Raw genomic sequence first — 21890 nt, 5'->3', positions numbered from 1 at the left:
AAACGGCTTGTCTGATGGAGGAGATACAACTACTGTATACCCATACAGCATGGTAATTCATACAGGAAACGCAGATGAACCAGCCAATGAGCCGCCCTCTTGCCCCCCTTATCGCCGGACTGACCCAACCCTGGCCGACCCGCTATCTGAGTCGCCGGCCAAGTTCCCCCGCCGCGGGGGCCGAGTTCAGTGGCTCGCAACTGCTGGGCGCCCTGAGCCAGGCGAGCCAGGCGGCAAAAGGCTGGATCCTGCTGATCGCCCCCCCGGGTCTGCCCATTGCGGCCCAACTGCAAGCCAATGGCATCAATCCAGCCCATGTGCTGGTCGTCCATGGCCACAAGATCAAGAACTGGCAGCGCACCCTGGAACAAGCCCTCAGCCAGAGTCGCTGCGCCGCCGTACTGACCTGGCTGCCAGAGACCATCAGTCTGGACACCGGCCGCCTCCATCACTTGAGCCAGCACCATGGGGTGCTGACCCACTACTTCCATGCTCAGGCCGCCACCGACAAGGCCGTGCACTATGCAGGGCAAGATATCTACCTCAACCACTGACCCCCCTCGCGGTGAGACAACCGTATAGAGGCCATCAGTGCTAGCGATTGAGGTTCATGACGGCTTGGCCGATTTCAGAGTGCAGCGTGCAGGCCACCCATGTGGCAGCCATCGCTCTGTGGCGCATCGGTTGACGATCGTTTCGATGGGGTTGGGGAGGCTTGGCGGTATAACGCCTCGTCAGCCCGGTCAGGGGCCGATGTTTCATTCTCAGGGAGAGAGGAGCAACAGATGGGTGATGGGGAGGAGTCCCGGGAGCATCTTGCCAAAACAACACGGCGGCCCTGGGGCCGCCGTGTGAGCTGACGCCGTGCCAGATCATGTCTGGATCTGGGTTGGCGCTTTTGATGACTCAGGAAGAGAGCTTGCCGTCGAGCTCGGCAATCTTGGCTGACCAGATGGCCGGACCTGTCTCGTGGACATTATTGCCACTGGAGTCCACGGCCACGGTGACCGGCATATTCTCCACCTCGAACTCATAGATGGCTTCCATGCCAAGGTCGGCAAAGGCGACGACCCGCGCCTTCTTGATGGCCTTGGCCACCAGATAGGCGGCGCCACCGACGGCCATCAGATAAACCGCTTTGTGCTGACGGATGCTCTCGACCGTTGCCGGGCCACGCTCCGATTTGCCTATCATGCCGATGAGCCCCGTGTCGCCGAGCATCATCTCGGTGAACTTGTCCATCCGGGTCGAGGTGGTGGGGCCGGCCGGGCCGACCACTTCGTCTCGTACCGCATCCACCGGGCCGACGTAATAGATGAAGCGGTTGGTGAAGTCGACCCCCTCTGGCAGACCTTCGCCATTTTTCAACATGTCGGCGATGCGCTTGTGGGCGGCGTCCCGTCCGGTCAGGATCTTGCCAGAGAGCAGCACGGTTTCGCCGCTCTGCCAGGTCGCTATCTCATCGCGCGTCACCGTATCCACATTGACCCGGCGCACATTGTCACCCACTTCCCAGGTGATCTCGGGCCAGTCGGCCAGCGAGGGGGCGGCCAGTTCGGCAGGGCCTGAGCCGTCAAGTTCGAAGTGAACATGGCGGGTAGCGGCGCAGTTGGGGATCATCACCACGGGTTTGGAGGCCGCATGGGTCGGCGCCGACTTTATCTTCACATCCAGCACTGTGGTGAGGCCGCCCAGCCCCTGAGCCCCGATACCGAGCTTGTTGACCTTGTCATGGAGCTCGAGACGCAGCTTCTCTTCCGTGGTCTGGGCACCGCGCGCCTTGAGCTCCTGAATGTCGATGTGCTCCATCAGCGACTCTTTGGCCAGCACCGCTGCCTTCTCTGCGGTGCCGCCAATGCCAATACCCAGCATACCAGGCGGGCACCAGCCCGCGCCCATGGTGGGCACGGTTTTCAGCACCCACTCGACGATATCGTCCGAGGGGTTGAGCATTGCCATCTTGGATTTGTTCTCTGAGCCACCGCCCTTGGCCGCGACGCTCACCTCAACCTTGTCCCCTGGCACCATGTCGATGTGCACCACGGCCGGGGTGTTGTCTTTGGTGTTCTTGCGGCTACCGGCCGGGTCGGCCACTATGCTGGCCCGCAGCGGGTTATCGGGATTGGTGTAAGCGCGGCGCACCCCTTCGTCCACCATCTGTTGCACCGTGAGATCCGACTCCCACTGCACCTGCATGCCGATTTTGACGAAGCAGGTAACGATACCCGTATCCTGGCAGAGCGGACGGCGTCCCTCGGCTGCCATGCGGGAGTTGATCAGGATCTGGGCCAGGGCATCTTTGGCCGCCGGGTTGGCTTCCTTGTCATAGGCCTCTTTCATGGCGTTGACAAAATCGAGGGGGTGGTAGTAGGAGATGTACTGCAGGGCGCCTTCGACGGAATCGATAAAATCCTGTTTTTTTATGATGCTCATATCATCCTCACTGGTCCTTGTCTTCACGAACGGCAGCAAAGCAAGGGCTTCCATATTGGCCGCGCCAGGGAGAGACATTCAACTCCCTTCCCCTGTCGAGGCGCGGCGTGTCTGTTCTAACATTCGCGGCCACTATGATACGCTTAGCCCCCCATACCGGCTAGGGACCAGCGCGCAAACTGTTGCCTGTGTAACAAAAAATGAAACCAGCACTGCACATTCACCCCCTCCCTGACACAACTGACGGGGCAACCCTGTTTGCCCGGCTGCAACATCAGCCCTGGGCCATGCTGCTCGAGTCCATGGGAGCCATGGGCCCGGACAATCGCTTCGACATCATCACCGCCGATCCCCGGGCGACCCTGACGACCCGGGACGCGCTGACTCAGCGGTGGCAAGATGGCGCCTCACAGACCTTGACGGGAGACCCGCTCAGCCTGCTGGCCCGCACCCAAGAAGCGCTGCTCGGGGAGTGCGAGCCCCCTGGTTGCAGTCTCCCCTTTATCGGCGGCGCCCTGGGGCTGTTTGGTTACGATCTGGGTCGACACTTCGAGCGGCTGCCCGTGCAGGCCGAGGCCGATTTGACCGTCCCCGACATGGCGGTCGGCATCTATGATTGGGCCCTCATTCATGACAAGGCCCATCAGCAGTGGCAGCTGGTACATTGGGGGGATGCCGCCGGGCTGGCCCGCCGTCTCGCCTGGTGGCATGCGCAACGAGCGCCTGAGCCCTCAGCCTTTCAGCTGCGTGGCCCCTGGCAGAGCAACATGAGTCGCAGTGAATATGGCGCCAAATTCGCCCGCATTCAGGATTACCTGGCCGCGGGGGATTGCTACCAGATCAATCTCACCCAGCGCTTCAAGGCCCCCTATCAGGGTGACGAGTGGCTCGCCTACCTGCGGCTGCGCGCCGCCAATGCCGCCCCCTTCTCCGCCTTCTTGCGCCTGCCGGGTAGCGCCGTACTGAGCCTCTCCCCCGAGCGTTTCTTGCTGCTCGATGGCCGTCATATAGAGACCAAACCCATCAAGGGCACCCGCCCCCGCCAATCCGATCCCCTGGCCGATGCCGCCAGCGCCCGGGAACTGGCGAGCGCCGACAAAGACAGATCCGAGAATCTGATGATCGTCGATCTGCTGCGCAACGACATAGGACGGGTCAGCCGACCGGGCACCGTCTGTGTGCCGCAGCTATTTGCCGTCGAATCCTTCCCGGCGGTACATCACCTGGTGTCGACCATTCATGGGGAGCTGGATAGCCCCTGGCAAGGGGTGGATCTGCTGCGTGCCTGCTTCCCTGGCGGCTCCATCACAGGGGCCCCCAAGATCCGCGCCATGGGGATCATCGAGGAGCTCGAACCCCACAGACGCAACGGCTACTGCGGCAGCATTGGCTATCTGAGCCAGCATGGCCGCATGGACACTAGCATCTGCATTCGTACCCTGCTCGCCACCGAAGGACATCTTTACTGCTGGGCGGGGGGCGGCATCATCGCCGACTCCGAGGTCGACAGCGAATACCAGGAGACCTTTGATAAATTGGCGCGGATCCTGCCTTTGCTCGAGCAGCCACCGTCATGACCCACGCCGAGCTGCTGACCCGCTTCCTGCTGCAACGCCTGCCGCTCGCCCCCCTGCGCGCCCCTGCCCCGGCACTGAGTCCGGCGGCGGTGTTGATGCCCCTGGTCGAGCGGGCCGATGGCCTGCACCTCTTGCTTACAGAACGCAGCCGACACCTTCGCCACCACGCCGGGGAGATCAGTTTTCCCGGCGGGCGCCAGGACCCCGGCGATGACACTCTCTACCAGACGGCGCTGCGGGAGACCCAGGAAGAGATAGGCATCGCCGCCAATCAGATCCAGCTGCTCGGCCATCTGCCCAGGCTGCCTACGGTATCGCGCTTCGAGGTGCTGCCCGTGGTTGGCCTGCTCGACGCCGACTACCGGTTGCAACTCAATGCCGATGAGGTCACCGCCGCCTTCGAGGTCCCCCTCGCCCATCTGCAAGACCTGGGCAACTATGTCAGCATGCCGGTACAGCGCCGTGGCCAGCACTATGAGCTCCACTGGATCCCCTGGCAGCACAGATACATCTGGGGAGCCACCGCCAGCATGATCAGGCAACTCATCGCCCAGATAGCGCGATAACCTTTTCGTTACATAATGTCGAAGCAAATGCGGGATTTAACATTCAAATAACACCGTAAATGATAAACAAAAATTGAAATTATCTTCTTTTGATCACGTTTCCATAAAAAAGTACGGGTTTCGACGATGGAAAAGTGAATTTGATCAACATTTTTACCTGCAAAGCCAGTATCCTTGCGCCGGATTAATAAAAACTACACATCTGGGGTCAGACACATGTCAAATACCGTCTCTCACGCACAGGACGCTGCGGTCGCCAAGGAGCAAGGAACAAGCTCCGTTCAATCTCGTAGTTGGGGAAAACAGGATACCACCTGGGTCATCAGCCTGTTTGGTACCGCCGTCGGTGCCGGCATCCTGTTCTTGCCAATCAATGCGGGTATGGGTGGCTTCTGGCCGCTGGTCTGCATGGCGCTGCTGGTCGGTCCCATGACCTATCTGGCCCACCGTGGTCTGGCCCGTTTCGTGCTCTCTTCCAAGAAGCCGAACGCAGATATCACTGAAGTCGTGGAAGAGCATTTCGGCGTCGGCGCTGGCAAGCTCATCACCCTGCTCTACTTCTTTGCCATCTACCCCATCGTCCTCATCTACGGTGTGGGCATCACCAACACGGTCGACAGCTTCATCGTCAACCAGTTGCAGATGACGCCGCCCCCGCGCTGGATCCTCTCCATCGTGCTGATCATGGGCATGATGTCCGTGATGCTGGCCGGTGAGAAGCTGATGCTCAAGGTGACCCAGTTCCTGGTCTATCCCCTGATCGCCATACTGGCGGGCATCTCCCTTTACCTGATCCCCGAGTGGAGCGGTGCCGCTCTCTCCCAGGTTCCCTCCGGCAAGGATTTCGCCACCACCCTGTGGCTGACCATCCCGGTACTGGTGTTCTCCTTCAACCACAGCCCGGCCATCTCCAGCTTCGCCCTGGCGCAACGTCGCGAACACGGCGACAATGCCGTGGCCAAGTCCGATGCCATCTTGAAGCGCACCGCCATGCTGCTGCTGGGCTTCGTGATGTTCTTCGTCTTCTCCTGCGTCATGAGCCTGAGCCCGGCCCAGCTGGCTGAAGCCAAGGCCCAGAACATCGCCGTTCTCTCCTACCTGGCCAACCAGCACGAGAGCCCGATCATCTCCTACTTCGGTCCTCTGGTGGCGTTCGTGGCCATCGTCTCCTCCTTCTTCGGTCACTATCTGGGGGCCCGTGAAGGTCTCAAAGGGCTGATCGTCCAGCAGCTGCGCAGCTCGGGTAAAGAGGCAAACCACAAGCTGATCGACATGATCATCATCGGCTTCTTCATCATCACCCTCTGGGTCGTTGCCGTGGTCAACCCCTCTATCCTGGGCATGATTGAATCCCTGGGTGGCCCCATCATCGCCACCATACTGTTCATCATGCCGATGTACGCCATCAAGCGCGTCCCTGCCATGGCCAAGTATCAGGGTCAGATCAGCAACGTGTTCGTGACCGCCATGGGCCTCATCGCCATCTCCGCCATCCTCTATCAGCTGTTCGGCTAAGCCGACGCGGATAACGGGATCAAAAGGGCTGCCTCGGCAGCCCTTTTTCATGCGGCCATCACATCCCTCAGCTCCCCCTCTTCCCATCGACTACAAAAAATTTACAATGTTTAGACAAAACCCATAATCGGAGTGATGTCATGATCAGTGTCTTCGACCTGTTTTCCATCGGAATAGGCCCCTCATCCTCCCACACCGTTGGTCCCATGCGGGCCGCCCATGCCTTCGTGACCCAGCTCAAGGCAGCTAAGCTGCTGGCTCGCACCGGCAGGGTCGAGACAGAATGCTACGGCTCCCTCGGCCAGACCGGCAAAGGCCATGGCACCGGCAAGGCCATCATTCTGGGACTGGCAGGCTTTGAACCGGACAGTGTCGACATCGAAGGGATCCCCGCCTTCCTGACCGGGGTCGAGCAGAGTCAGACCCTTATGCTGGCCGGCGAGCAGCCAAGCGCTTTCCCCCGCAATGGCGCCATCATCTTCAACCGCCGCAAGACCCTGCCCGCCCACTCCAACGGCATGACCCTGCGCGCCTATGACGGTCAGGAGCTGTTGCTGTCCCAGACTTACTACTCCATCGGTGGCGGCTTCATCATCGAAGAGAGCCACTTCGCCAACGCCCGCGAAGAGGCGGCCAAATTCGAGGCGGATCACCCCATTCCCTACCCGTTCGACAGCGGCGCCCAGCTGCTGGCCCACTGCCAGGAGAGCGGCCTCTCGGTGTCCGGGCTCATGCTGGCCAACGAGAAGGTGTTTCGCAGCGAACAAGAGATAATCGCTGGCCTGCGCAAGATCTGGCAGGCGATGAAAGGTTGCGTGACGCGGGGTTGCCAGCAGGAGGGAGTACTGCCCGGCGGACTCAAGGTGCGCAGACGTGCCCCGGCGCTGCTTCGTCAGCTCAGCGCCGAGACCAACTTCAATAAAGATCCGCTGATGGTGATGGAGTGGGTCGATCTCTTTGCCCTGGCCGTCAACGAAGAGAATGCCGCGGGGGGACGAGTGGTGACGGCCCCCACCAATGGCGCGGCCGGCATCATTCCCGCCGTGCTGCACTATTACGATCGCTTCGTGCGCACCGTGGATGACGATCTGCTGGTGCGCTACTTCCTCACCGCCGCCGCCATCGGCATCCTCTATAAGAAGAACGCCTCCTTGTCCGGTGCCGAGGTGGGTTGTCAGGGTGAAGTCGGGGTCGCCTGCTCCATGGCGGCAGGCGCCCTGGCCGAACTGCTCGGCGGCAGCCCGGCCATCGTCGAGAACGCCGCCGAGATAGGCATGGAGCACAATCTGGGCCTGACCTGCGATCCGGTCGGTGGCCTGGTACAGGTGCCCTGCATAGAGCGCAACGCCATGGGCGCGGTCAAGGCGATCAACGCCGCCCGCCTCGCCCTGCGCGGTACCGGTGAGCACAAGGTGTCCCTCGACAAGGTGATCAAGACCATGTGGGAAACTGGCAACGACATGAAGACCAAGTACAAGGAGACGGCCCGGGGTGGCCTGGCGGTGAACATCACCGAGTGTTAACAAAAGGCCATTCGAGCCTCATTTATCCTGCGATACCCGGCCTGGCCGGGTATTTTTTTGCAAAACGTTTGCGAAGCGCTTAACAAAATGGATAAGCATCAAAATAAATTTTATACTCGCGGCCTTTGATTCAACAAAAATAGATCTATTTCAACTTTTTTTAAGGCGAGTCGCGTTACACTGCCGTTATCAGGTCCAGGACCTTAGGGCGATGTCACGACGCAAGCGCCATGGATCACCCCCTTTTTGCAAGCTGGCAACACGTCGGCTTCTACCCAGAGGTAACTATTAGATGATCAGCGTTTTTGATATTTTCAAAATCGGTGTTGGCCCCTCCTCCTCCCACACTGTCGGCCCGATGAAAGCGGCCAAGCAGTTTGTGGATGAATTGCGTGCTGGCGGCAAGATCCGCGACATCACCCGGATCCAGGTTGACGTTTATGGTTCCCTCTCCTGGACCGGCAAGGGTCACCATACCGATACCGCTATCATCATGGGTCTGGCCGGCAACCTGCCAGAAAATGTCGATATCGACGGCATCCCCGAGTTCATCTCCCGGGTCGAGCAGACAGGCCGCCTGCCGATCGGCCTGCACTGCCATACCGTCAGCTTCCCCCGCGAAGCCATGGTGTTCCATGATGAGGCACTGCCTCTGCATGAGAACGGCATGAAGCTGACTGCCTTCATCGAAGACACCGCGCTCTACAGCAAGACTTACTACTCCATCGGTGGCGGCTTCATCGTCGATGAAGAGAACTTCGGCAAGGCCGACAGCGGTGACATGCCCGTCAGCTATCCGTTCAAGAGCGCCGCCGAACTTCTCGCCCACAGCAGCCAGACCGGCCTCTCCATCTCCGCCCTGATGATGGAAAACGAGAAGTGCTTCAACACCCCGGAAGAGATCTACAAGAAACTTGGCAAGATCTGGACCACCATGCGTGAAGGCATAGAGCGCGGCTGCCGTACCGAAGGGATACTGGCCGGCCCCCTGCGGGTACCGCGCCGCGCCGCGCCCCTCTATCGTCAGCTCACCACCAACGAGAGCCTGTCGAGCGATCCCATGAGCATCATCGACTGGGTCAACATGTTTGCCCTGGCGGTGAGTGAGGAGAACGCCGCCGGTGGTCGTGTGGTCACGGCCCCCACCAATGGCGCCGCTGGCATCATCCCCGCCGTACTGGCCTATTACGACAAGTTCATCCAGCCGGTTGGCCGCGACGAATACACCCGTTTCTATCTGGCCGCCGCTGCGGTGGGCATGCTCTACAAGATGAACGCCTCCATCTCCGGCGCCGAAGTCGGCTGCCAGGGCGAAGTGGGTGTCTCCTGCTCCATGGCCGCCGCAGGTCTGACCGAACTGATGGGTGGCAGCCCGGAACAGGTGTGTGAAGCCGCCGAGATCGGCATGGAACACAACCTGGGGCTGACCTGCGATCCGGTCGGTGGCCAGGTGCAGGTGCCCTGCATCGAGCGCAACGCCATCGCCTCCATGAAGGCGATCAACTCCTCGCGCATGGCCCTGCGTCGCACCTCCAAGCCGCGGGTCTCCCTGGACAAGGTGATCGAGACCATGTACATCACCGGCAAGGACATGGACTCCAAGTACCGGGAAACCTCCCGTGGCGGTCTGGCCATCAAGGTGATGCAAGTCGCCTGCGAATAAGTGCTTCGCACATCATGAAAAAGGCGGGATACATCCCGCCTTTTTGCTGCCTGTCATGTGCCACGCCAAGAGGCAGGCGGCCCCCATCACCGCCTCACCACGGGATCCCCAGTCCCCTTGCCGCCATTCCCACTGGCATTGATCGGCCCTCGCTGCCGCCCCTCCCCTCAGATCTTGGCCAGTCGCCTGGTCTCCGGCTCACGGCAAGCCTGCCCCAAAAGAGGTGGCGTTGCCCACAAATGAGTCAAAGGAGAACACTCAGACGAAGAAGGGGGACGATGAAAATAATGGTGGGGGAAAACAACTGTATATTTATACAAGTTGGTCGCTGTTTGAAAATATTATTTTCAAGGCTCATTCGAAGGCGAAAGACTTTATCATCCTCCACTCGCGCAGACATTATCGGCCGCCCTCAGGGGCCGCCAGCAATAATGCCAGGGTGGATCTGAGCCTAATAAACAAGGCGAATTGTGATATGCGGGATTAAAACATCCCGCTCAAGGACGCAACAGTGCCAAACGACAAGTTGCGTCCGGCAATATCAGGAGGTCTGTGGGGGCGTTTGCGCCAGCTTGTGCTGCTCGAGCAAATTCTCCACCGGCGGGGGGACCTGCAGGTAGAAGCCTTGCAGCTTCAGCGCCTCCATCACCCGGCTCACGCTGGCCATGCCAAGGGGCTTGCCTGGGGTGAGCTTGGTCATCAGCACCAGTTGCGGCGTGCCGAAGGTCTGCATCAGGGGGGCCGGAACCCGGGAAAAATCATCCCTTTTTTCAACAAAGAGATAGGTGTCTGCTTTTTTGCGACTTTTATAGACTGCACACAACATGGAAATTGATATAATCCATTGAGTTTATTGCCTCGGAAGTGGGCAAACTATAACATCAGGCCATCAATAACAATAACGGATTACCGTCTCTGTCTCGGGGAAAGTCATGGTTGAGCGCGATAACGAATTGAAAGGGACTACCTTCACTATTTCTGTGTTGCATATCAACGATGCCGCGCCGGACAAGATACGCCAGTTATTGGCCACCAAGGTGGCATTGGCGCCCCAGTTTTTCAATTGCGCGCCCCTGGTGCTCAATGTGGAAAAACTCGAGCAACAACCGGATTTTGACGAACTCAAGGCGCTGGTCGAGTCGGAAGACTTTGTACTGGTTGGCATTACAGGGGCCAAGAGCGAGGCCATGAAGATAGCCGCCAAGGCCGCAGGCCTGGCCGTCATGGCCTCGGGCCGCAGCCGCAAGGGGGATCCCCTGCCTGAGGCTGTGACCAGACCCACCGCCAACGACCTGCCCGTCGTCGAGCTGCCACTGCCCAGCACTGTGCCCGCCCCCCTGCTTGCCAGCAAGGTTCATGTGGGCCCGGTTCGGTCCGGCCAGCAGATCTATGCGGCGGGAACCTCGCTGGTGGTGCTCGGTTCAGTGAGTCCAGGCGCCGAAGTCCTGGCCGATGACAGCATTCATATCTACGGGGCCCTGCGGGGCCGGGCAATAGCCGGGGCGCGCGGTAATACCGATGCCCGTATCTATTGCCAACAATTACAGGCCGAGCTCATCTCCATCGCGGGCACCTTCCAGCTCAGCGATGCGTTGCCAGCAGGCCAGACTGAGCAGCCGGTGCATATCCGGCTGGATCAAGAACAACTCCGAATAGACCGAATCAAATAGAGTTACAAGGAAGCGAGAATGGCGCGAATCATAGTCGTTACGTCCGGCAAGGGTGGCGTTGGCAAGACCACCACCAGCGCGGCATTGAGTACAGGGCTGGCCCAGCGTGGTCACAAAACGGTGGTCATCGATTTCGATATCGGCCTGCGTAATCTCGACCTCATCATGGGTTGTGAGCGCCGTGTGGTCTATGACTTCGTCAACGTCATCAATGGCGAGGCGAACCTCAATCAGGCCCTGATCAAAGACAAGCGCAGCGAGAATCTCTTTATCCTGCCCGCCTCCCAGACCAGAGACAAAGATGCCCTCACCAAGGAAGGCGTGGAGAAGATACTGGATCAGCTGGGCGAGATGGGTTTTGAGTACATCGTCTGCGACTCCCCCGCCGGGATAGAGTCCGGTGCTCTGATGGCGCTCTATTTTGCCGACGAGGCCATCGTCACCACCAACCCGGAAGTCTCCTCGGTACGCGACTCGGACCGGATCCTCGGGATCCTGGCCTCCAAGTCTCGCCGGGCCGAGCGCGGTGAAGATCCCATCAAGGAGCATCTGCTGCTCACCCGCTACTGCCCGACCCGGGTCAGCCGTGGTGACATGCTGAGTGTGCAAGATGTGCAGGAGATCCTTGCCATCCCGCTGCTCGGGGTCATCCCGGAATCCCAGGCGGTGCTGCGCGCCTCCAACTCGGGAGAACCCGTCATCCTGGACAAAGAGTCCGATGCGGGCAAGGCCTATGAAGACGCAGTTTCCCGTCTGATGGGAGACGCCACCGAATTCCGTTTCCTGCAAGAAGAAAAGAAGGGCTTCTTTAGCCGTCTGTTCGGGAGTTAAGCATGTCTATTTTTGATTATTTTCGTTCGACCAAGAAGCAGGCGACGGCCCAGACGGCCAAGGAGCGCCTGCAGATCATCGTTGCCCACGAGCGCTCTTCCAGAGGGGGGCCGGATTACCTGCCCCAGCTCAAGCAAGATATCCTCGACGTGATCCGCAAGTACGTGCAGATAGATCCTGAGAAGATCACGGTACAGCTGGACAAGAAGAGTGATGAGCTGTCGGTACTCGAGCTCAATATCACCTTCGCCGATGACAAGAAGGGATAAGCCAGGCGCCCTATGCGTGACCCCTTCCCTCAATGAGACCGGATCCCGACCCAGGATCCGGTTCTTTTTTATCGCTTAATCACCCTTTGCCGCTCGGCGAACCCCTGAGGAGTGTCCTGCACATGCAGGGGGCTCAGACCAGCTCGTGTGCCTGCTTGCCCTGTAGCATCAGAGGATCCAGCGTCACCTCCGCCTTGCCATTGCTCACCCACAGCTGACCATCTGAGATGGTGCAGGTGAGCTGCATGGTGCGCTCTATCATGGCCGCAAGGGGCAGGGTCTGACTGTCGCTGAGCTCTATGATGCTGAGGTTGTCATGCTGACTGAGTTTGCCCTGATTCTGCTTCCACCAGACGCTGGTACCCCGGCCGCCGTAGAGATAGAGCACCACTTGGCGCGAGCGGTTACAGGCCTTCTTGAGACGGCGCTCATCGGGCTGGCCAAGCTCAATCCAGAGTTCAATCTCATCGGAGTAACTCTTGCGCCACAGTTCGGGCTCATCGTCCGCCGACAGCCCCTTGGTGAATTCGAGCCGCTCGGCCGCATGCCAGGCAAAGGCCGCGAGACGGATCATCATGCGCTCGTCGGTTTCGGAAGGGTGACGAGCCAGGGTGAGGGAGAAATCCTGATAGAGCCCCCTGTCCATGTCAGAGAGGGAGAGCTGGGCCTTGAATACGGTTGCCTTGAGAGCCATGAGGGACCTTATGGGATGCAAAATACGAGACGCTATTACACTGGCCGCCAGTGTAATCAAATTTTCTCCCGGGTTCGACCTCCATGCTCATCGCCCCAGCCTCCGGCGCGCATCTCGAGCCCTGCATCCGGCCCCAGAGACAACAATGCCAGTCAGAAGACTGGCATTGTTGTGACCCGAATAGATCGGGCAGGCAGGATATGGGGCTCACTTCTCGGCGGACTGCACCCCGAATGCGTTGAGCAGCACGCAACAGGTCACAGCCACCGCCACGAAGCCACTCAGGAAGATGAAGGGCATGACGCCATAGCCCAATATTGTCCAGATGGTTTGTTCAAGAAAGCTCATGATGTGTCCTTTGTCCTGTGACGCCCATCTCTGGCGCGAATGTCCATGGCGGCGCTGGCCGCACTCTGACTACTTTCGTTCCTATTTGAGCCTAATACGCCGCCTCCGCCTATGCCACCAAAGGAATATATAGGGGGTAAGATTGCGCTAGATCAATCTTTGGGGGCAAAAAGTGCAGGGATCTGCCGCTCCACCCCCGGATCAGCGGCCAGGTGATCGACTCCCCTCCCCTTGATCCCCTCCGGAACGGCATCAAACCGGCAACGCCTGGTCAAGACGCCCATAAAAAGAGGCGACCCAGGGTCGCCTCTTTGTTCATCATGGGGTCACTGACCCCTGAGCCGGTGGATAGCTCCCGTTGATCTGGGGTTTCTCAATAGAAACGCTGCCCCTCGGCCGCCATCGCCTTGAGTCGGCTGCAGGGTGCGAAACGCTCCCCATGGCGCTGTTGGTAGTGTTCGAGGCGAGCCACCAGCTCGGCAATCCCCAGGCTATCCATGTAGCGGAAGGGGCCACCGAGGAAGGGAGGGAAGCCGATGCCGAAGATGGCGCCAATGTCACCATCCCGCGCCGAGGCTATCACGCCGCTATCCAGGGCCATGGCCGCCTCGTTGAGCATCAGCAGCACGCAGCGCTCCACCAGTTCGGTCTTGGCAAGCTTGGCCTGAGGTTTGACCCCGAGCAGCTCGTAGACGCTCTCATCGACCTGCTTCTTGCTCCCTTTGCCCGTGAGTCGACTCAGCAGGTCCGGTTTGCCATAGCGGTAGAAACCTTTGCCATTCTTGCGACCCTTGCGGTCATCCTTGAGCAGCTTGTCAAAGGCCGCTGGCGCCTGGAAGCGCTCGCCCCCCAGTTCCCGTTCGAGGATGGGGGAGATCTTGGCCCCCACATCGATGCCCACCTCGTCGAGCAGATTGATGGGGCCGACCGGGAAACCGAAGTCGAGCAGGGCGCCATCAAGCACCTCGACCGGTTCCCCTTCCAGTACCAGGCGCGCCGCCTCGTTCATGTAGGGGGCCAGGATCCGGTTCACATAAAAGCCCGCCTCATCCTTGACCACGATGGGAGTCTTGCCCTGGGCCCGGGCAAAGGCGATGGTGGTGGCCACCGTCTCGGCGCTGGTGCCTGCATGGGGGATGATCTCGGCGAGCGGCATCTTGTCCACCGGGCTGAAGTAGTGCAGGCCCACTATCTTGTCCGGGCGGCTGGCCCCTTCGGCAATCTGGTGGATGGGCAGGGAGGAGGTGTTAGAGGCGAAGATGGTCTGCTCACCACACTCGCGTTCCACCTCCTGCACCATCTGGTGTTTGAGGGCCAAGTCCTCGAACACGGCCTCCACCACCATGTCGACCCTCGAGAAGCCGGAGAAATCCAGGGAGCCGGACAGCAGGCTCATCTGCTTCTCCAGTTCGCTGCGCAATATATGGCGGCGCTTGAGCTTCTTGTTAAGCAGGTCATAGCTGTAGCGCATGGCGTTGCTGATCCCCGCCTGCGCCACATCCTTGATCCGCACCGGCACCCCGGCCTTGGTGGCGGTGACATAGGCAATGCCGCCCCCCATCAGCCCACCGCCCAGCACGGCGGCATGGCCTATCTTGCGTGGCGCGGCTCCCTGATAGCTCACCTCCTTCTTCATCTGAGTCGTGGCGAAGAAGAGCGAGCGCAGGGCGGCGGATTCCGGGGTCATCACCAGTTCACCGAAGCAGCGCGACTCGGCAGCCAGGCCAGCCTGGATCCCCTCCTCCATGCCGATGCGCACCACTTCCAGGATGCGTTCCGGGGCCGGGTAGTTGCCACGGGTCTTGGCCCTGACCCCTTTGCGCGCCTGGCTGAACAGCACATTGCGGCCCAGCTTGTTGGTCTCGAGCAGTTTGCCTTGCACGTCTCGCCGCAAAACATGGCGCGGCTTGCCCTTGCGCGCCAAGGCAATGGCCGCCTCCATCAATATGGAGAGCGGAACCACCTCATCCACCAGCCCCATCTTGCCCGCCTGCTTGGCCCTGACTTGCTTGCCAGTCAGCATCAGGTCGAGCGCCTTGGCCACGCCGATGAGGCGCGGCAGACGCTGGGTACCGCCGGATCCCGGCAACAGGCCGAGTTGCACCTCGGGCACCCCGAGCACCGTCTTGCCATGATCGCTCGCGACCCGGCCGTGACAGGCCAGTGCCAGCTCCAGCCCGCCCCCCAGGCAGGGGCCATGAATGGCGGCGATCACCGGGATGTCGAGATTCTCGATCTCGGCGAAGATGATCTGCCCTTCTCGGGACAGTGTCTGGGCATCTGCGGCGCTGGTACAGACATCCAGCATGCTGATGTCGGCCCCGGCGATGAAGGAGTCCTTCTTGCCGGAGGCGATCACCAGACCGATCAGATCCTTGTTGGCTCGCACCCCCTCCAGCACGGCGCGGATCTCCTCGACGAAGGCGGCCTTGAGGGTGTTCATGCTCTCCCCCGGCACGTCCATGGTGAGGATGCCGATGCCGTCTTTACGAATATTCAGGGAAAAAGTTTGCTCGCTCATCATTCCACCTCCAACACCATGGCCACACCCAATCCACCCGCCGCGCAGGCGGTGTTGAGTCCCAATCCACCGCCGCGGCGGCGCAGCTCATGGAGCGTCTGGGTGATCATGCGTGCGCCGGTCGCGGCGAAGGGGTGGCCATAGGCCAATGAGCCCCCCAGCACGTTGAACTTGTCCATGTCGATCTCGCCAATGGCGCTGTCACGGCCCAGCTTGTCCCGGGCAAAATCCCGGCTGGCAAACATCTTGACGTTGGCCAGGGTCTGGGCGGCAAATGCCTCATGCATGTCGATCAGAGTGAGATCGCTGAGGGTGATGCCCGCCCTGTCCAGGGCGATGGGGGTCGCGTAGGAGGGCCCCATCAACATGTCCTGCCAGACATCGATGGCGGAGAAGGCGAAACTGCGAATAAAGCCAAGGGGTTCCAGGCCAAGCTCCTTGGCACGTCCTTCACGCATCAGCAGCACGGCGGCGGCGCCATCGGTGAGCGGGGTGGCATTGGCGGCGGTGACGGAGCCATGCACCCGGTCAAACACCGGCTTGAGCTTGGCGTAGCTTGCCAGGTCAGAGCTTTCGCGAATGTTGTTGTCGCGCTCAAGGGCCGCCTTGTAAGGCGCCACATGGGCGGCAAACACCTCCTGGGCCAGCTTGCCCTCGGCCCAGGCCTGAGCGGCCAAGCTGTGGGAGCGGTGCGCCAGGGCGTCTTGCGCCTCACGGCTGATGCCATGACTCTTGGCCATCTGCTCGGCGGTCTGCCCCATGGAGAGGCCGGTCGAGTATTCGGCCACCGCCGGGGGCACCGGCAGCAAGTCTTTTGGCCCGAGTCGGCGCAGGATGGCAAATTTTTGCGCGAAGGTGCGCGCCTTGTTGAGATCGACCAGGGCGCGAGCCAGCCGCTTGCTGACCCCGATGGGCAACACAGAAGAGGAGTCGGCGCCGCCGGCGATGGCGATGTCGACCGTGCCGGCCATGATGGATTCGGTGACATTGGCCACCGCCTGGAAGCTGGTGGCGCAGGCGCGCGACACGCTATAGGCGTCAGTGCTGACGCTCATGCCGGTGCCCAGCACTATCTCGCGGGCTATGTTGGGCGCTTCGGGCATCTGTACCACCTGGCCGAACACCAGTTGATCGATGAGGGCGGGGTCTAGATTGGTGCGGGCGAGCAGCTCGCTCACCACCAGCTTGCCCAGATCCACCGCCGGCACCCCATGAAAGGCGGTGGCCTGCTTGGCGAAGGGAGTACGCAGACCCGCCACGACGGCAATCCGTTCGCCCTGGCGAGTGGTCAGTTGTAAAGGCTGTTTCATCCTGGCTCCTTGGGTTAATCAGGTAGAGGTCAGACCTCATTGCGCCACATCTTAACAATCCGCTCACAAGTTTCATACGGCTGATTGAAACTAAATCTGCACCGGGAGGGGCTCGGTTCTCGCACCCTGAGGGTATCTGGAGTATAAAAAGATCAACTTCTATTAAAACAATAGGTTTATCTCATGGCTCTGGCCGAATTTCGACAAGTACGCGACCATATTGCCAGCCAGATCCTGGGGCAGGGCGAACTCATCGACGGCCTGCTTATCGCCCTGTTATGTGAAGGCCATGTGTTGATAGAGGGGGCGCCGGGTCTGGCCAAGACCCGGGCGGTCAAGGTATTGGCGACCGCCATCGAGGGACGTTTCGCCCGCATTCAGTTCACCCCGGATCTGCTGCCAGCCGATCTCACCGGCAGCGAGGTGTTTCACCCTCAGGATGCCAGTTTCCAGTTCCAACCTGGCCCCCTGTTCAATCATCTGGTGTTGGCGGACGAGATCAACCGGGCGCCGGCCAAGGTGCAATCCGCCCTGCTCGAAGCCATGGCCGAGCGCCAGATCACCGTCGGCAAGAAGAGCTGGCGCCTGCCTGGCCTGTTCATGGTGGCGGCGACCCAGAACCCCATCGAGCAGGAGGGGACCTACCCCCTGCCCGAGGCCCAGCTCGATCGCTTCTTGCTCAAGCTCAATGTCGATTACCCCAGCCCGGCGCTGGAGCTCGCCATACTGCAGCTCAATGAGCGGGGCGAGACCTTGCCCCCCTCCCCCTGCCTCATCGGCCCCGATGCCTTGCAACGTGCGCGCGATGCCGTGCTGGATGTCATGATGCAGCCCAGGCTCGCCAACTATCTGGTGCAGCTGGTGTGCGCGACCCGCCCCGGCAGTGGCATAGCCCCCGAACTGGGCAATCTGATTGATTTTGGCGCCAGCCCCAGAGCCAGCCTGGGCCTGGCCCGCGCCGCCCGCGCCCGTGCCTGGCTGGCCGGGCGGGACTATGTGGTGCCAGAAGATATCCAGCAGTTGGCCCCGGCGGTGCTGCGCCATCGCCTGTTGCCAAGCTACCAGGCTCAGGCCGAAGGAATCGATGCCGAAGAGATAGTCCGCCGCCTGCTGGATTGGGTGCCATGTCCCTGAGCCACGGCGCCTCCCCCCTGGCAGATCCGCCCCTCGGCAGCTGGCCGCCCGAGTTGCAACTGCCCCTCGCAAGCCTGCTCGCCACCCGGTTGCTGGCCCAGACACAGCAGCCAATGAGGCGAAAGGGCCCTGCCCAACGCGGCGCCCAGCGTCGTCAACCCGGCCTGAACTTTCGTGAGCTGCGTCCCTACCAGGCCGGGGATGAGGTGCGCCACATCGACTGGCGGGTCACCGCCAGGCTAGGTCGCCCCGTCACCCGCCTCTATGAAGAGGAGCAGGAACAACACCATTGGTTGTTGCTCAACCTCTCCCCTGCCCTCTATTTCGGTTCGAGAGAGCGGCTCAAGGCCCAGCTGGCCTGCGAGCTGGCCGCAGCGCTACTCTGGCGAGGGGAACATCATCCCCAGACATTGCATATCCACGGCGCAACTCCCCAGACCCTCGCCTGCAAGGGCTCCCCTCTGCCGCTGTTGCCAGCCATCTGCCTGCACTATCAGGCAGGGCTTGGGCGCCGCCCCTTGCCAATCACCCTGGCGCAGGCGCTGGAGCGGCTACGCCCCCGTCTGCCCCATGGGGCGCGTCTGACCATCATCAGTGACCACCTTCCCCCGCCCCCTGGGCAAGAACTGCAACTCCGACTCATCGCCCGGCGCCACGATATCCATTACTGGCAGATCCGCGATCCTCTGGAAGCCGAGCTGGGTGGCACTGAACGGCTGCCGGTGATGAGCCCCCTCGGCCCAGGCTGGCTCGATGGCAGCAATCCTCAGTTCGTGCGCCGCTATCGGCACCAGGCGCAGCAACAGCTGGCCCTGAGTCAGGCCCGGCTGCTGCCCCTGGTACAGCGGCTGACCCTGCTCGACAGCGGCCTGAGCCTGCAAGCCCAGTGGCCATCCCTATGACCATGGATGCCGCGCCCCCCTTCACAGCATCGATCACGCAACAGATAGCCCAGCAGATCAGGGACATTCATCCAGGCCCTCCCCTGGAGGCAGGCTGGCTGGACCCGCGCCTCGGCGCCCTGCTCCTGCTGACCCTGACCCTGTTGCTGATCGCCGCCCTCGCCTGGTTTGGACGCAGGCTATGGCGGTACTGGGGCTGGCGCCAGGCCCTCGCAGCGCCGCCAGCCAGCGATCGGCGTCTCTGGCTCGGCCAGTTGCACGACAGGTTGCGCCAGGAGGGGCTGCGCCGCTGGCCAGCAAGTCGCAGCTTGCAAGGGGCAGAGTGGCTCGCCTGGCTCGACAGCCAGGGACCGACCGATTTTCAACGCTGGCAGCACCATTGGGATGAGTGGCTCTATGGCCACCGCCAGCCGAGTCACGCCCAGTGTCAGGCGCTCCATGCCGACTATTTGCGTCTGGGTCGCCAGCTGCTGCTCGGCCGACTCGTGCACCCGAGGGGGACCCCATGATCCTGGCCTGGCCCTGGTTTGCCCTCGCCCTGGCGCTGCCCCTGCTGGTTCGCTCCCTGCCCCCCTTGCATCGCCCCCGGTTGCACCATGACGGCTTTGCGCTGCAAGGTCCCCAGGGCGGCTTGCCACGCTGGTATGGCGCCCTGCTGTGGGGGGCGCTGGTATTGGCCCTGTGCCGACCTCAACTGATGGGGGAGCCCATCGTCCAGTATCAGGGCAGTCGGGATCTGCTGCTGGCCGTGGATCTCTCCGACAGCATGCGCACCCCGGACATGTTTGATGGCAGTCAGCAGCAAGACAGACTGAGCGCGGTGCGCAAGCTGATAAGGCAGCTGATCCTGACCAGGCAGGGTGACAGGATCGCCCTCATCGTCTTTGCCGACCACGCCTACCTGCTCAGCCCCCTGACGGAGGAGACCCAAGCGCTGCTGACTCTGGCCAATGAGCTGGATTTTGATCTGGTCGGGCGCACCACGGCGCTCGGCGAGGCCATCGCCCTCGCCCTCGCCAACGCGCACAAGGAGCCTGATCGCGATGCGACGCTATTGTTGATCACCGATGGCCGCAACACCGCAGGCAGTGCCGATCCCCTGGCCCAGGCGCGCCAGGCCGTCGCTGCCGGACTCAAGATCTATACGCTGGGGGTGGGGGCGGATCCCGACAGTCAGGCGCTGGCCCCGGCCCAGCCCGATCCCAGTACAGAGCTTGACGAGCCCCTGCTCACCGAGTTGGCCACCCTGGGGCAGGGCCGCTACTTCCGCGCGCGCACTCAGGACGATCTCATCGCCATGGATCTGAGCCTCGAACAGCTGGAACCCGCAGCCAGAGCAAGTCACAGCTATCGCCCGCTGACCGAGCTCTATCCATGGCCACTGGCCCTGTTCACGCTGCTGCTTCTGCTGCCGATGTTGTGGTCAGGCGTGAAGGGGAGGTCAAGATGAAGGACAAGACGGTGCTCCGCAGATCAGCCCCTTCGAGTGGGGGCCCTCGTTCATGGAACTAGTCCTGCTGCGCCCTTGGTGGTTGCTGGCCTTGATACCCTGGCTCTGGCTTGGCTGGCGCCTGCGCCGTCACTCTCCGCAGCTCAGCCCCCTGATGCGGCGCTATCTGTTGCCAGACTCCAAACCTGCCGTGCCCTGGCGCTGGTGGGCGATGCTGCCCGCCATCCTGGCCCTGGGCGGCCCGGCGCTGGAGCGGGGCCGGGCCGCCCAGGCCGCCCCCCCTCTGGACATCTGGCTGCTGAGCCTGTCGCGCTCCATGGAGGCCCAGGATCTGGCACCGGATCGCGCCACTCGGGTGCGCCTGCTGCTGCAAGATATGCTGGCCCAGCGCCAGGGGCAGCGTATCGCCCTGATCCTGTTTGCCGCCGATGCCTATCTCGCCATGCCGGCCACCCGGGATCACGAGGCCATCGCTCGCCTGTTGCCGGACTTGCGCCCCAGTATCATGCCGCTGCAAGGGGCCAATCCAGAGCGAGCCCTGGCCCTGGGGTTGGCGCAGATCCCCCCTGGTCAGAGCGCCCGCCTGCTGCTGGTAACCGATGCCCTGACCCAGGCCCAAGCCCGGCGGATTACCGACCACTGGCCCTGCCAGAGTCGCTGGCAGTGCCTGCGTCAGGCGGGCGCCCCCCGGCTCGACATACTGCTCGCGGCGACGGCGCAGCCCGTCACACTCTCCCCCGAGCTGGCTCAAGCATTGGGCAAGGGCAGCCTGCCCGCCCCTGACAGCACACTGATGGCTGATCTAGCCAGTCGCCTCGGCGGTCAGCTGTACCCCCTGGGCAGTCGCCCGCCTCAGTTCGCTCCCCTGCCCACCAGCCTGGCCCCAGATCCCGCACATCGGCAGGATCTGGGGCCCTGGCTGCTGTTGCCCCTGTTGCTGCTCGTGCTGCTGGCCAGACGCGGCGCCCTCTGGCTGGCGCTGCTGCTCTGTTTGCCGCTCCAGCCACCCGTGCAGGCAGCCGACCCTCAACCTGATCAGGCCGAGGCACAGGCCGCATATCAGGCGGGGGATTACCGCACAGCGGCCATGGCGCTGCGCGACCCCATCTGGCGTGGCAATGCCTGGTATCGCCTTGGTGATTTCGAGCAGGCCCTGGCGGCCTATAGCGCACAACAGAGCCCAACCGCCCACTACAATCGTGGCAATGCCCTGGTGCAACTGGGTCGCTTGGAAGAGGCCAAACTCGCCTACCAGGCCTGCCTCTCCCTCGACTCGGACCATCACGATGCCCGCTACAACCTGGCGCTGCTCGAGCGCAGTGTCCCACCGCCCCAAGCCAGTCCGAACAGGGCCCCCGACGAGTCAAAGAGCCAGCCGGACGCCCCCGCCGAACCGGCCCCCCCCGTGATCCTGCTCAAGGAGCGACTGCGCAAAGAGGCCCTGCGCCGAGGCCTGCAGACGTTGCCGGTGTCACAGTGGTGAA

20 protein-coding genes are annotated in these 21890 nt (G+C 61.7%); 14 read left to right on the top strand and 6 right to left on the bottom strand.

Translation table 11 applies throughout. The features are described from left to right. The first annotated feature begins 74 nt into the window (after positions 1-74). The gene (locus KYK33_RS09340) at positions 75-554 is read left to right on the top strand and encodes a cell division inhibitor (protein WP_224432792.1); all 480 of its coding nucleotides are present in this window, start codon (positions 75-77) and stop codon (positions 552-554) included. Positions 555-906: 352 nt separating this feature from the next. Here the strand turns inward: KYK33_RS09340 and KYK33_RS09335 are convergent, their stop codons facing one another. Continuing rightward, positions 907-2433 (bottom strand): fumarate hydratase, encoded by a 1527-nt coding sequence (locus KYK33_RS09335; RefSeq protein WP_042044445.1) that lies wholly within the window; start codon positions 2431-2433, stop codon positions 907-909. A gap of 287 nt (positions 2434-2720) precedes the next feature. Here KYK33_RS09335 and pabB point away from each other — a divergent pair, with 287 nt between their 5' ends. The 5 genes from pabB to KYK33_RS09310 all read left to right on the top strand — a co-directional run bounded on the left by pabB (position 2721) and on the right by KYK33_RS09310 (position 9277). Beyond that, complete coding sequence (gene pabB, locus KYK33_RS09330; RefSeq protein ID WP_263480047.1) at positions 2721-4010, top strand: aminodeoxychorismate synthase component I; 1290 nt, start codon at positions 2721-2723, stop codon at positions 4008-4010. Then, on the top strand, positions 4007-4576 hold the full coding sequence (locus KYK33_RS09325) for a CoA pyrophosphatase (RefSeq protein WP_224432790.1): 570 nt from the start codon (positions 4007-4009) through the stop codon (positions 4574-4576). Before pabB ends, KYK33_RS09325 begins: the two co-directional genes overlap by 4 nt. A gap of 216 nt (positions 4577-4792) precedes the next feature. Beyond that, positions 4793-6091: an HAAAP family serine/threonine permease gene (locus KYK33_RS09320; protein ID WP_224432789.1), complete on the top strand. Its 1299-nt coding sequence runs from the start codon at positions 4793-4795 to the stop codon at positions 6089-6091. 140 nt (positions 6092-6231) lie between these two features. After that, positions 6232-7614 carry an L-serine ammonia-lyase gene (locus tag KYK33_RS09315; protein WP_224432788.1) on the top strand — a complete coding sequence of 461 codons (1383 nt, stop codon included), beginning with the start codon at positions 6232-6234 and terminating at the stop codon, positions 7612-7614. Positions 7615-7906: 292 nt separating this feature from the next. Next, a complete protein-coding gene (locus KYK33_RS09310) occupies positions 7907-9277 on the top strand; it encodes an L-serine ammonia-lyase (protein ID WP_042044442.1) in 1371 nt (456 codons plus the stop codon). Between the two features lie 541 nt (positions 9278-9818). Here KYK33_RS09310 and KYK33_RS09305 read toward each other — a convergent pair. Then, positions 9819-10103, bottom strand: a complete 285-nt coding sequence (locus KYK33_RS09305) for a YcgL domain-containing protein (protein ID WP_224432787.1) — start codon at positions 10101-10103, stop codon at positions 9819-9821. A gap of 106 nt (positions 10104-10209) precedes the next feature. Here KYK33_RS09305 and minC point away from each other — a divergent pair, with 106 nt between their 5' ends. The 3 genes from minC to minE are packed head-to-tail and all read left to right on the top strand — an operon-like array spanning position 10210 to position 12047. Continuing rightward, entirely contained in the window at positions 10210-10947 is a 738-nt protein-coding gene (gene minC, locus KYK33_RS09300; protein ID WP_224432786.1) for a septum site-determining protein MinC, read from the top strand. An 18-nt stretch (positions 10948-10965) separates the two neighbouring features. Beyond that, positions 10966-11778 (top strand): septum site-determining protein MinD, encoded by an 813-nt coding sequence (minD, locus tag KYK33_RS09295; protein ID WP_005895973.1) that lies wholly within the window; start codon positions 10966-10968, stop codon positions 11776-11778. Positions 11779-11780: 2 nt separating this feature from the next. Further along, positions 11781-12047, top strand: coding sequence for a cell division topological specificity factor MinE (gene minE, locus KYK33_RS09290; protein ID WP_005895976.1), 267 nt, complete (start codon positions 11781-11783; stop codon positions 12045-12047). A gap of 133 nt (positions 12048-12180) precedes the next feature. Here the strand turns inward: minE and KYK33_RS09285 are convergent, their stop codons facing one another. From KYK33_RS09285 to fadI, 4 genes are all read right to left on the bottom strand, one after another. After that, the gene (locus KYK33_RS09285; protein ID WP_042042825.1) at positions 12181-12741 is read right to left on the bottom strand and encodes a YaeQ family protein; all 561 of its coding nucleotides are present in this window, start codon (positions 12739-12741) and stop codon (positions 12181-12183) included. A gap of 207 nt (positions 12742-12948) precedes the next feature. Beyond that, positions 12949-13089, bottom strand: coding sequence for a TIGR02808 family protein (locus tag KYK33_RS09280; RefSeq protein ID WP_084218221.1), 141 nt, complete (start codon positions 13087-13089; stop codon positions 12949-12951). A 373-nt stretch (positions 13090-13462) separates the two neighbouring features. Next, complete coding sequence (gene fadJ, locus KYK33_RS09275; protein WP_224432785.1) at positions 13463-15610, bottom strand: fatty acid oxidation complex subunit alpha FadJ; 2148 nt, start codon at positions 15608-15610, stop codon at positions 13463-13465. Then, positions 15610-16920 carry an acetyl-CoA C-acyltransferase FadI gene (fadI, locus tag KYK33_RS09270; protein WP_042042826.1) on the bottom strand — a complete coding sequence of 437 codons (1311 nt, stop codon included), beginning with the start codon at positions 16918-16920 and terminating at the stop codon, positions 15610-15612. The genes fadJ and fadI overlap by 1 nt, the downstream gene beginning before the upstream one ends. A gap of 183 nt (positions 16921-17103) precedes the next feature. Between fadI and KYK33_RS09265 the strand changes: the two genes are divergently transcribed. Genes KYK33_RS09265 through KYK33_RS09245 form a run of 5 tightly spaced genes read left to right on the top strand, consistent with a single transcriptional unit; the run spans position 17104 to position 21889 of the window. Then, on the top strand, positions 17104-18054 hold the full coding sequence (locus KYK33_RS09265; protein WP_224432784.1) for an AAA family ATPase: 951 nt from the start codon (positions 17104-17106) through the stop codon (positions 18052-18054). Then, positions 18045-18956 carry a DUF58 domain-containing protein gene (locus KYK33_RS09260; RefSeq protein WP_224432783.1) on the top strand — a complete coding sequence of 304 codons (912 nt, stop codon included), beginning with the start codon at positions 18045-18047 and terminating at the stop codon, positions 18954-18956. The genes KYK33_RS09265 and KYK33_RS09260 overlap by 10 nt, the downstream gene beginning before the upstream one ends. Then, positions 18953-19465: a DUF4381 family protein gene (locus KYK33_RS09255; RefSeq protein WP_224432782.1), complete on the top strand. Its 513-nt coding sequence runs from the start codon at positions 18953-18955 to the stop codon at positions 19463-19465. The genes KYK33_RS09260 and KYK33_RS09255 overlap by 4 nt, the downstream gene beginning before the upstream one ends. Further along, entirely contained in the window at positions 19462-20406 is a 945-nt protein-coding gene (locus tag KYK33_RS09250) for a VWA domain-containing protein (protein ID WP_224432781.1), read from the top strand. Before KYK33_RS09255 ends, KYK33_RS09250 begins: the two co-directional genes overlap by 4 nt. Positions 20407-20458: 52 nt before the next feature. Next, positions 20459-21889 (top strand): vWA domain-containing protein, encoded by a 1431-nt coding sequence (locus KYK33_RS09245; protein WP_224432780.1) that lies wholly within the window; start codon positions 20459-20461, stop codon positions 21887-21889. The last annotated feature ends 1 nt before the right edge of the window (position 21890 follow it).

Origin of the sequence: Aeromonas rivuli (assembly GCF_020149575.1) — a bacterium.
Lineage (GTDB): Bacteria > Pseudomonadota > Gammaproteobacteria > Enterobacterales > Aeromonadaceae > Aeromonas > Aeromonas rivuli.
This window is presented reverse-complemented; position numbering and strand designations above follow the sequence as displayed.

What these genes read in the sequence shown, in the direction of transcription:
- KYK33_RS09340 (WP_224432792.1), top strand. Translation starts at nt 75, where the DNA reads ATGAACCAGCCAATGAGCCGCCCTCTTGCCCCCCTTATCGCCGGACTG.
- KYK33_RS09335 (WP_042044445.1), bottom strand. Translation starts at nt 2,433, where the DNA reads ATGAGCATCATAAAAAAACAGGATTTTATCGATTCCGTCGAAGGCGCC.
- pabB (WP_263480047.1), top strand. Translation starts at nt 2,721, where the DNA reads ATGCTGCTCGAGTCCATGGGAGCCATGGGCCCGGACAATCGCTTCGAC.
- KYK33_RS09325 (WP_224432790.1), top strand. Translation starts at nt 4,007, where the DNA reads ATGACCCACGCCGAGCTGCTGACCCGCTTCCTGCTGCAACGCCTGCCG.
- KYK33_RS09320 (WP_224432789.1), top strand. Translation starts at nt 4,793, where the DNA reads ATGTCAAATACCGTCTCTCACGCACAGGACGCTGCGGTCGCCAAGGAG.
- KYK33_RS09315 (WP_224432788.1), top strand. Translation starts at nt 6,232, where the DNA reads ATGATCAGTGTCTTCGACCTGTTTTCCATCGGAATAGGCCCCTCATCC.
- KYK33_RS09310 (WP_042044442.1), top strand. Translation starts at nt 7,907, where the DNA reads ATGATCAGCGTTTTTGATATTTTCAAAATCGGTGTTGGCCCCTCCTCC.
- KYK33_RS09305 (WP_224432787.1), bottom strand. Translation starts at nt 10,103, where the DNA reads ATGTTGTGTGCAGTCTATAAAAGTCGCAAAAAAGCAGACACCTATCTC.
- minC (WP_224432786.1), top strand. Translation starts at nt 10,210, where the DNA reads ATGGTTGAGCGCGATAACGAATTGAAAGGGACTACCTTCACTATTTCT.
- minD (WP_005895973.1), top strand. Translation starts at nt 10,966, where the DNA reads ATGGCGCGAATCATAGTCGTTACGTCCGGCAAGGGTGGCGTTGGCAAG.
- minE (WP_005895976.1), top strand. Translation starts at nt 11,781, where the DNA reads ATGTCTATTTTTGATTATTTTCGTTCGACCAAGAAGCAGGCGACGGCC.
- KYK33_RS09285 (WP_042042825.1), bottom strand. Translation starts at nt 12,741, where the DNA reads ATGGCTCTCAAGGCAACCGTATTCAAGGCCCAGCTCTCCCTCTCTGAC.
- KYK33_RS09280 (WP_084218221.1), bottom strand. Translation starts at nt 13,089, where the DNA reads ATGAGCTTTCTTGAACAAACCATCTGGACAATATTGGGCTATGGCGTC.
- fadJ (WP_224432785.1), bottom strand. Translation starts at nt 15,610, where the DNA reads ATGAGCGAGCAAACTTTTTCCCTGAATATTCGTAAAGACGGCATCGGC.
- fadI (WP_042042826.1), bottom strand. Translation starts at nt 16,920, where the DNA reads ATGAAACAGCCTTTACAACTGACCACTCGCCAGGGCGAACGGATTGCC.
- KYK33_RS09265 (WP_224432784.1), top strand. Translation starts at nt 17,104, where the DNA reads ATGGCTCTGGCCGAATTTCGACAAGTACGCGACCATATTGCCAGCCAG.
- KYK33_RS09260 (WP_224432783.1), top strand. Translation starts at nt 18,045, where the DNA reads ATGTCCCTGAGCCACGGCGCCTCCCCCCTGGCAGATCCGCCCCTCGGC.
- KYK33_RS09255 (WP_224432782.1), top strand. Translation starts at nt 18,953, where the DNA reads ATGACCATGGATGCCGCGCCCCCCTTCACAGCATCGATCACGCAACAG.
- KYK33_RS09250 (WP_224432781.1), top strand. Translation starts at nt 19,462, where the DNA reads ATGATCCTGGCCTGGCCCTGGTTTGCCCTCGCCCTGGCGCTGCCCCTG.
- KYK33_RS09245 (WP_224432780.1), top strand. Translation starts at nt 20,459, where the DNA reads ATGGAACTAGTCCTGCTGCGCCCTTGGTGGTTGCTGGCCTTGATACCC.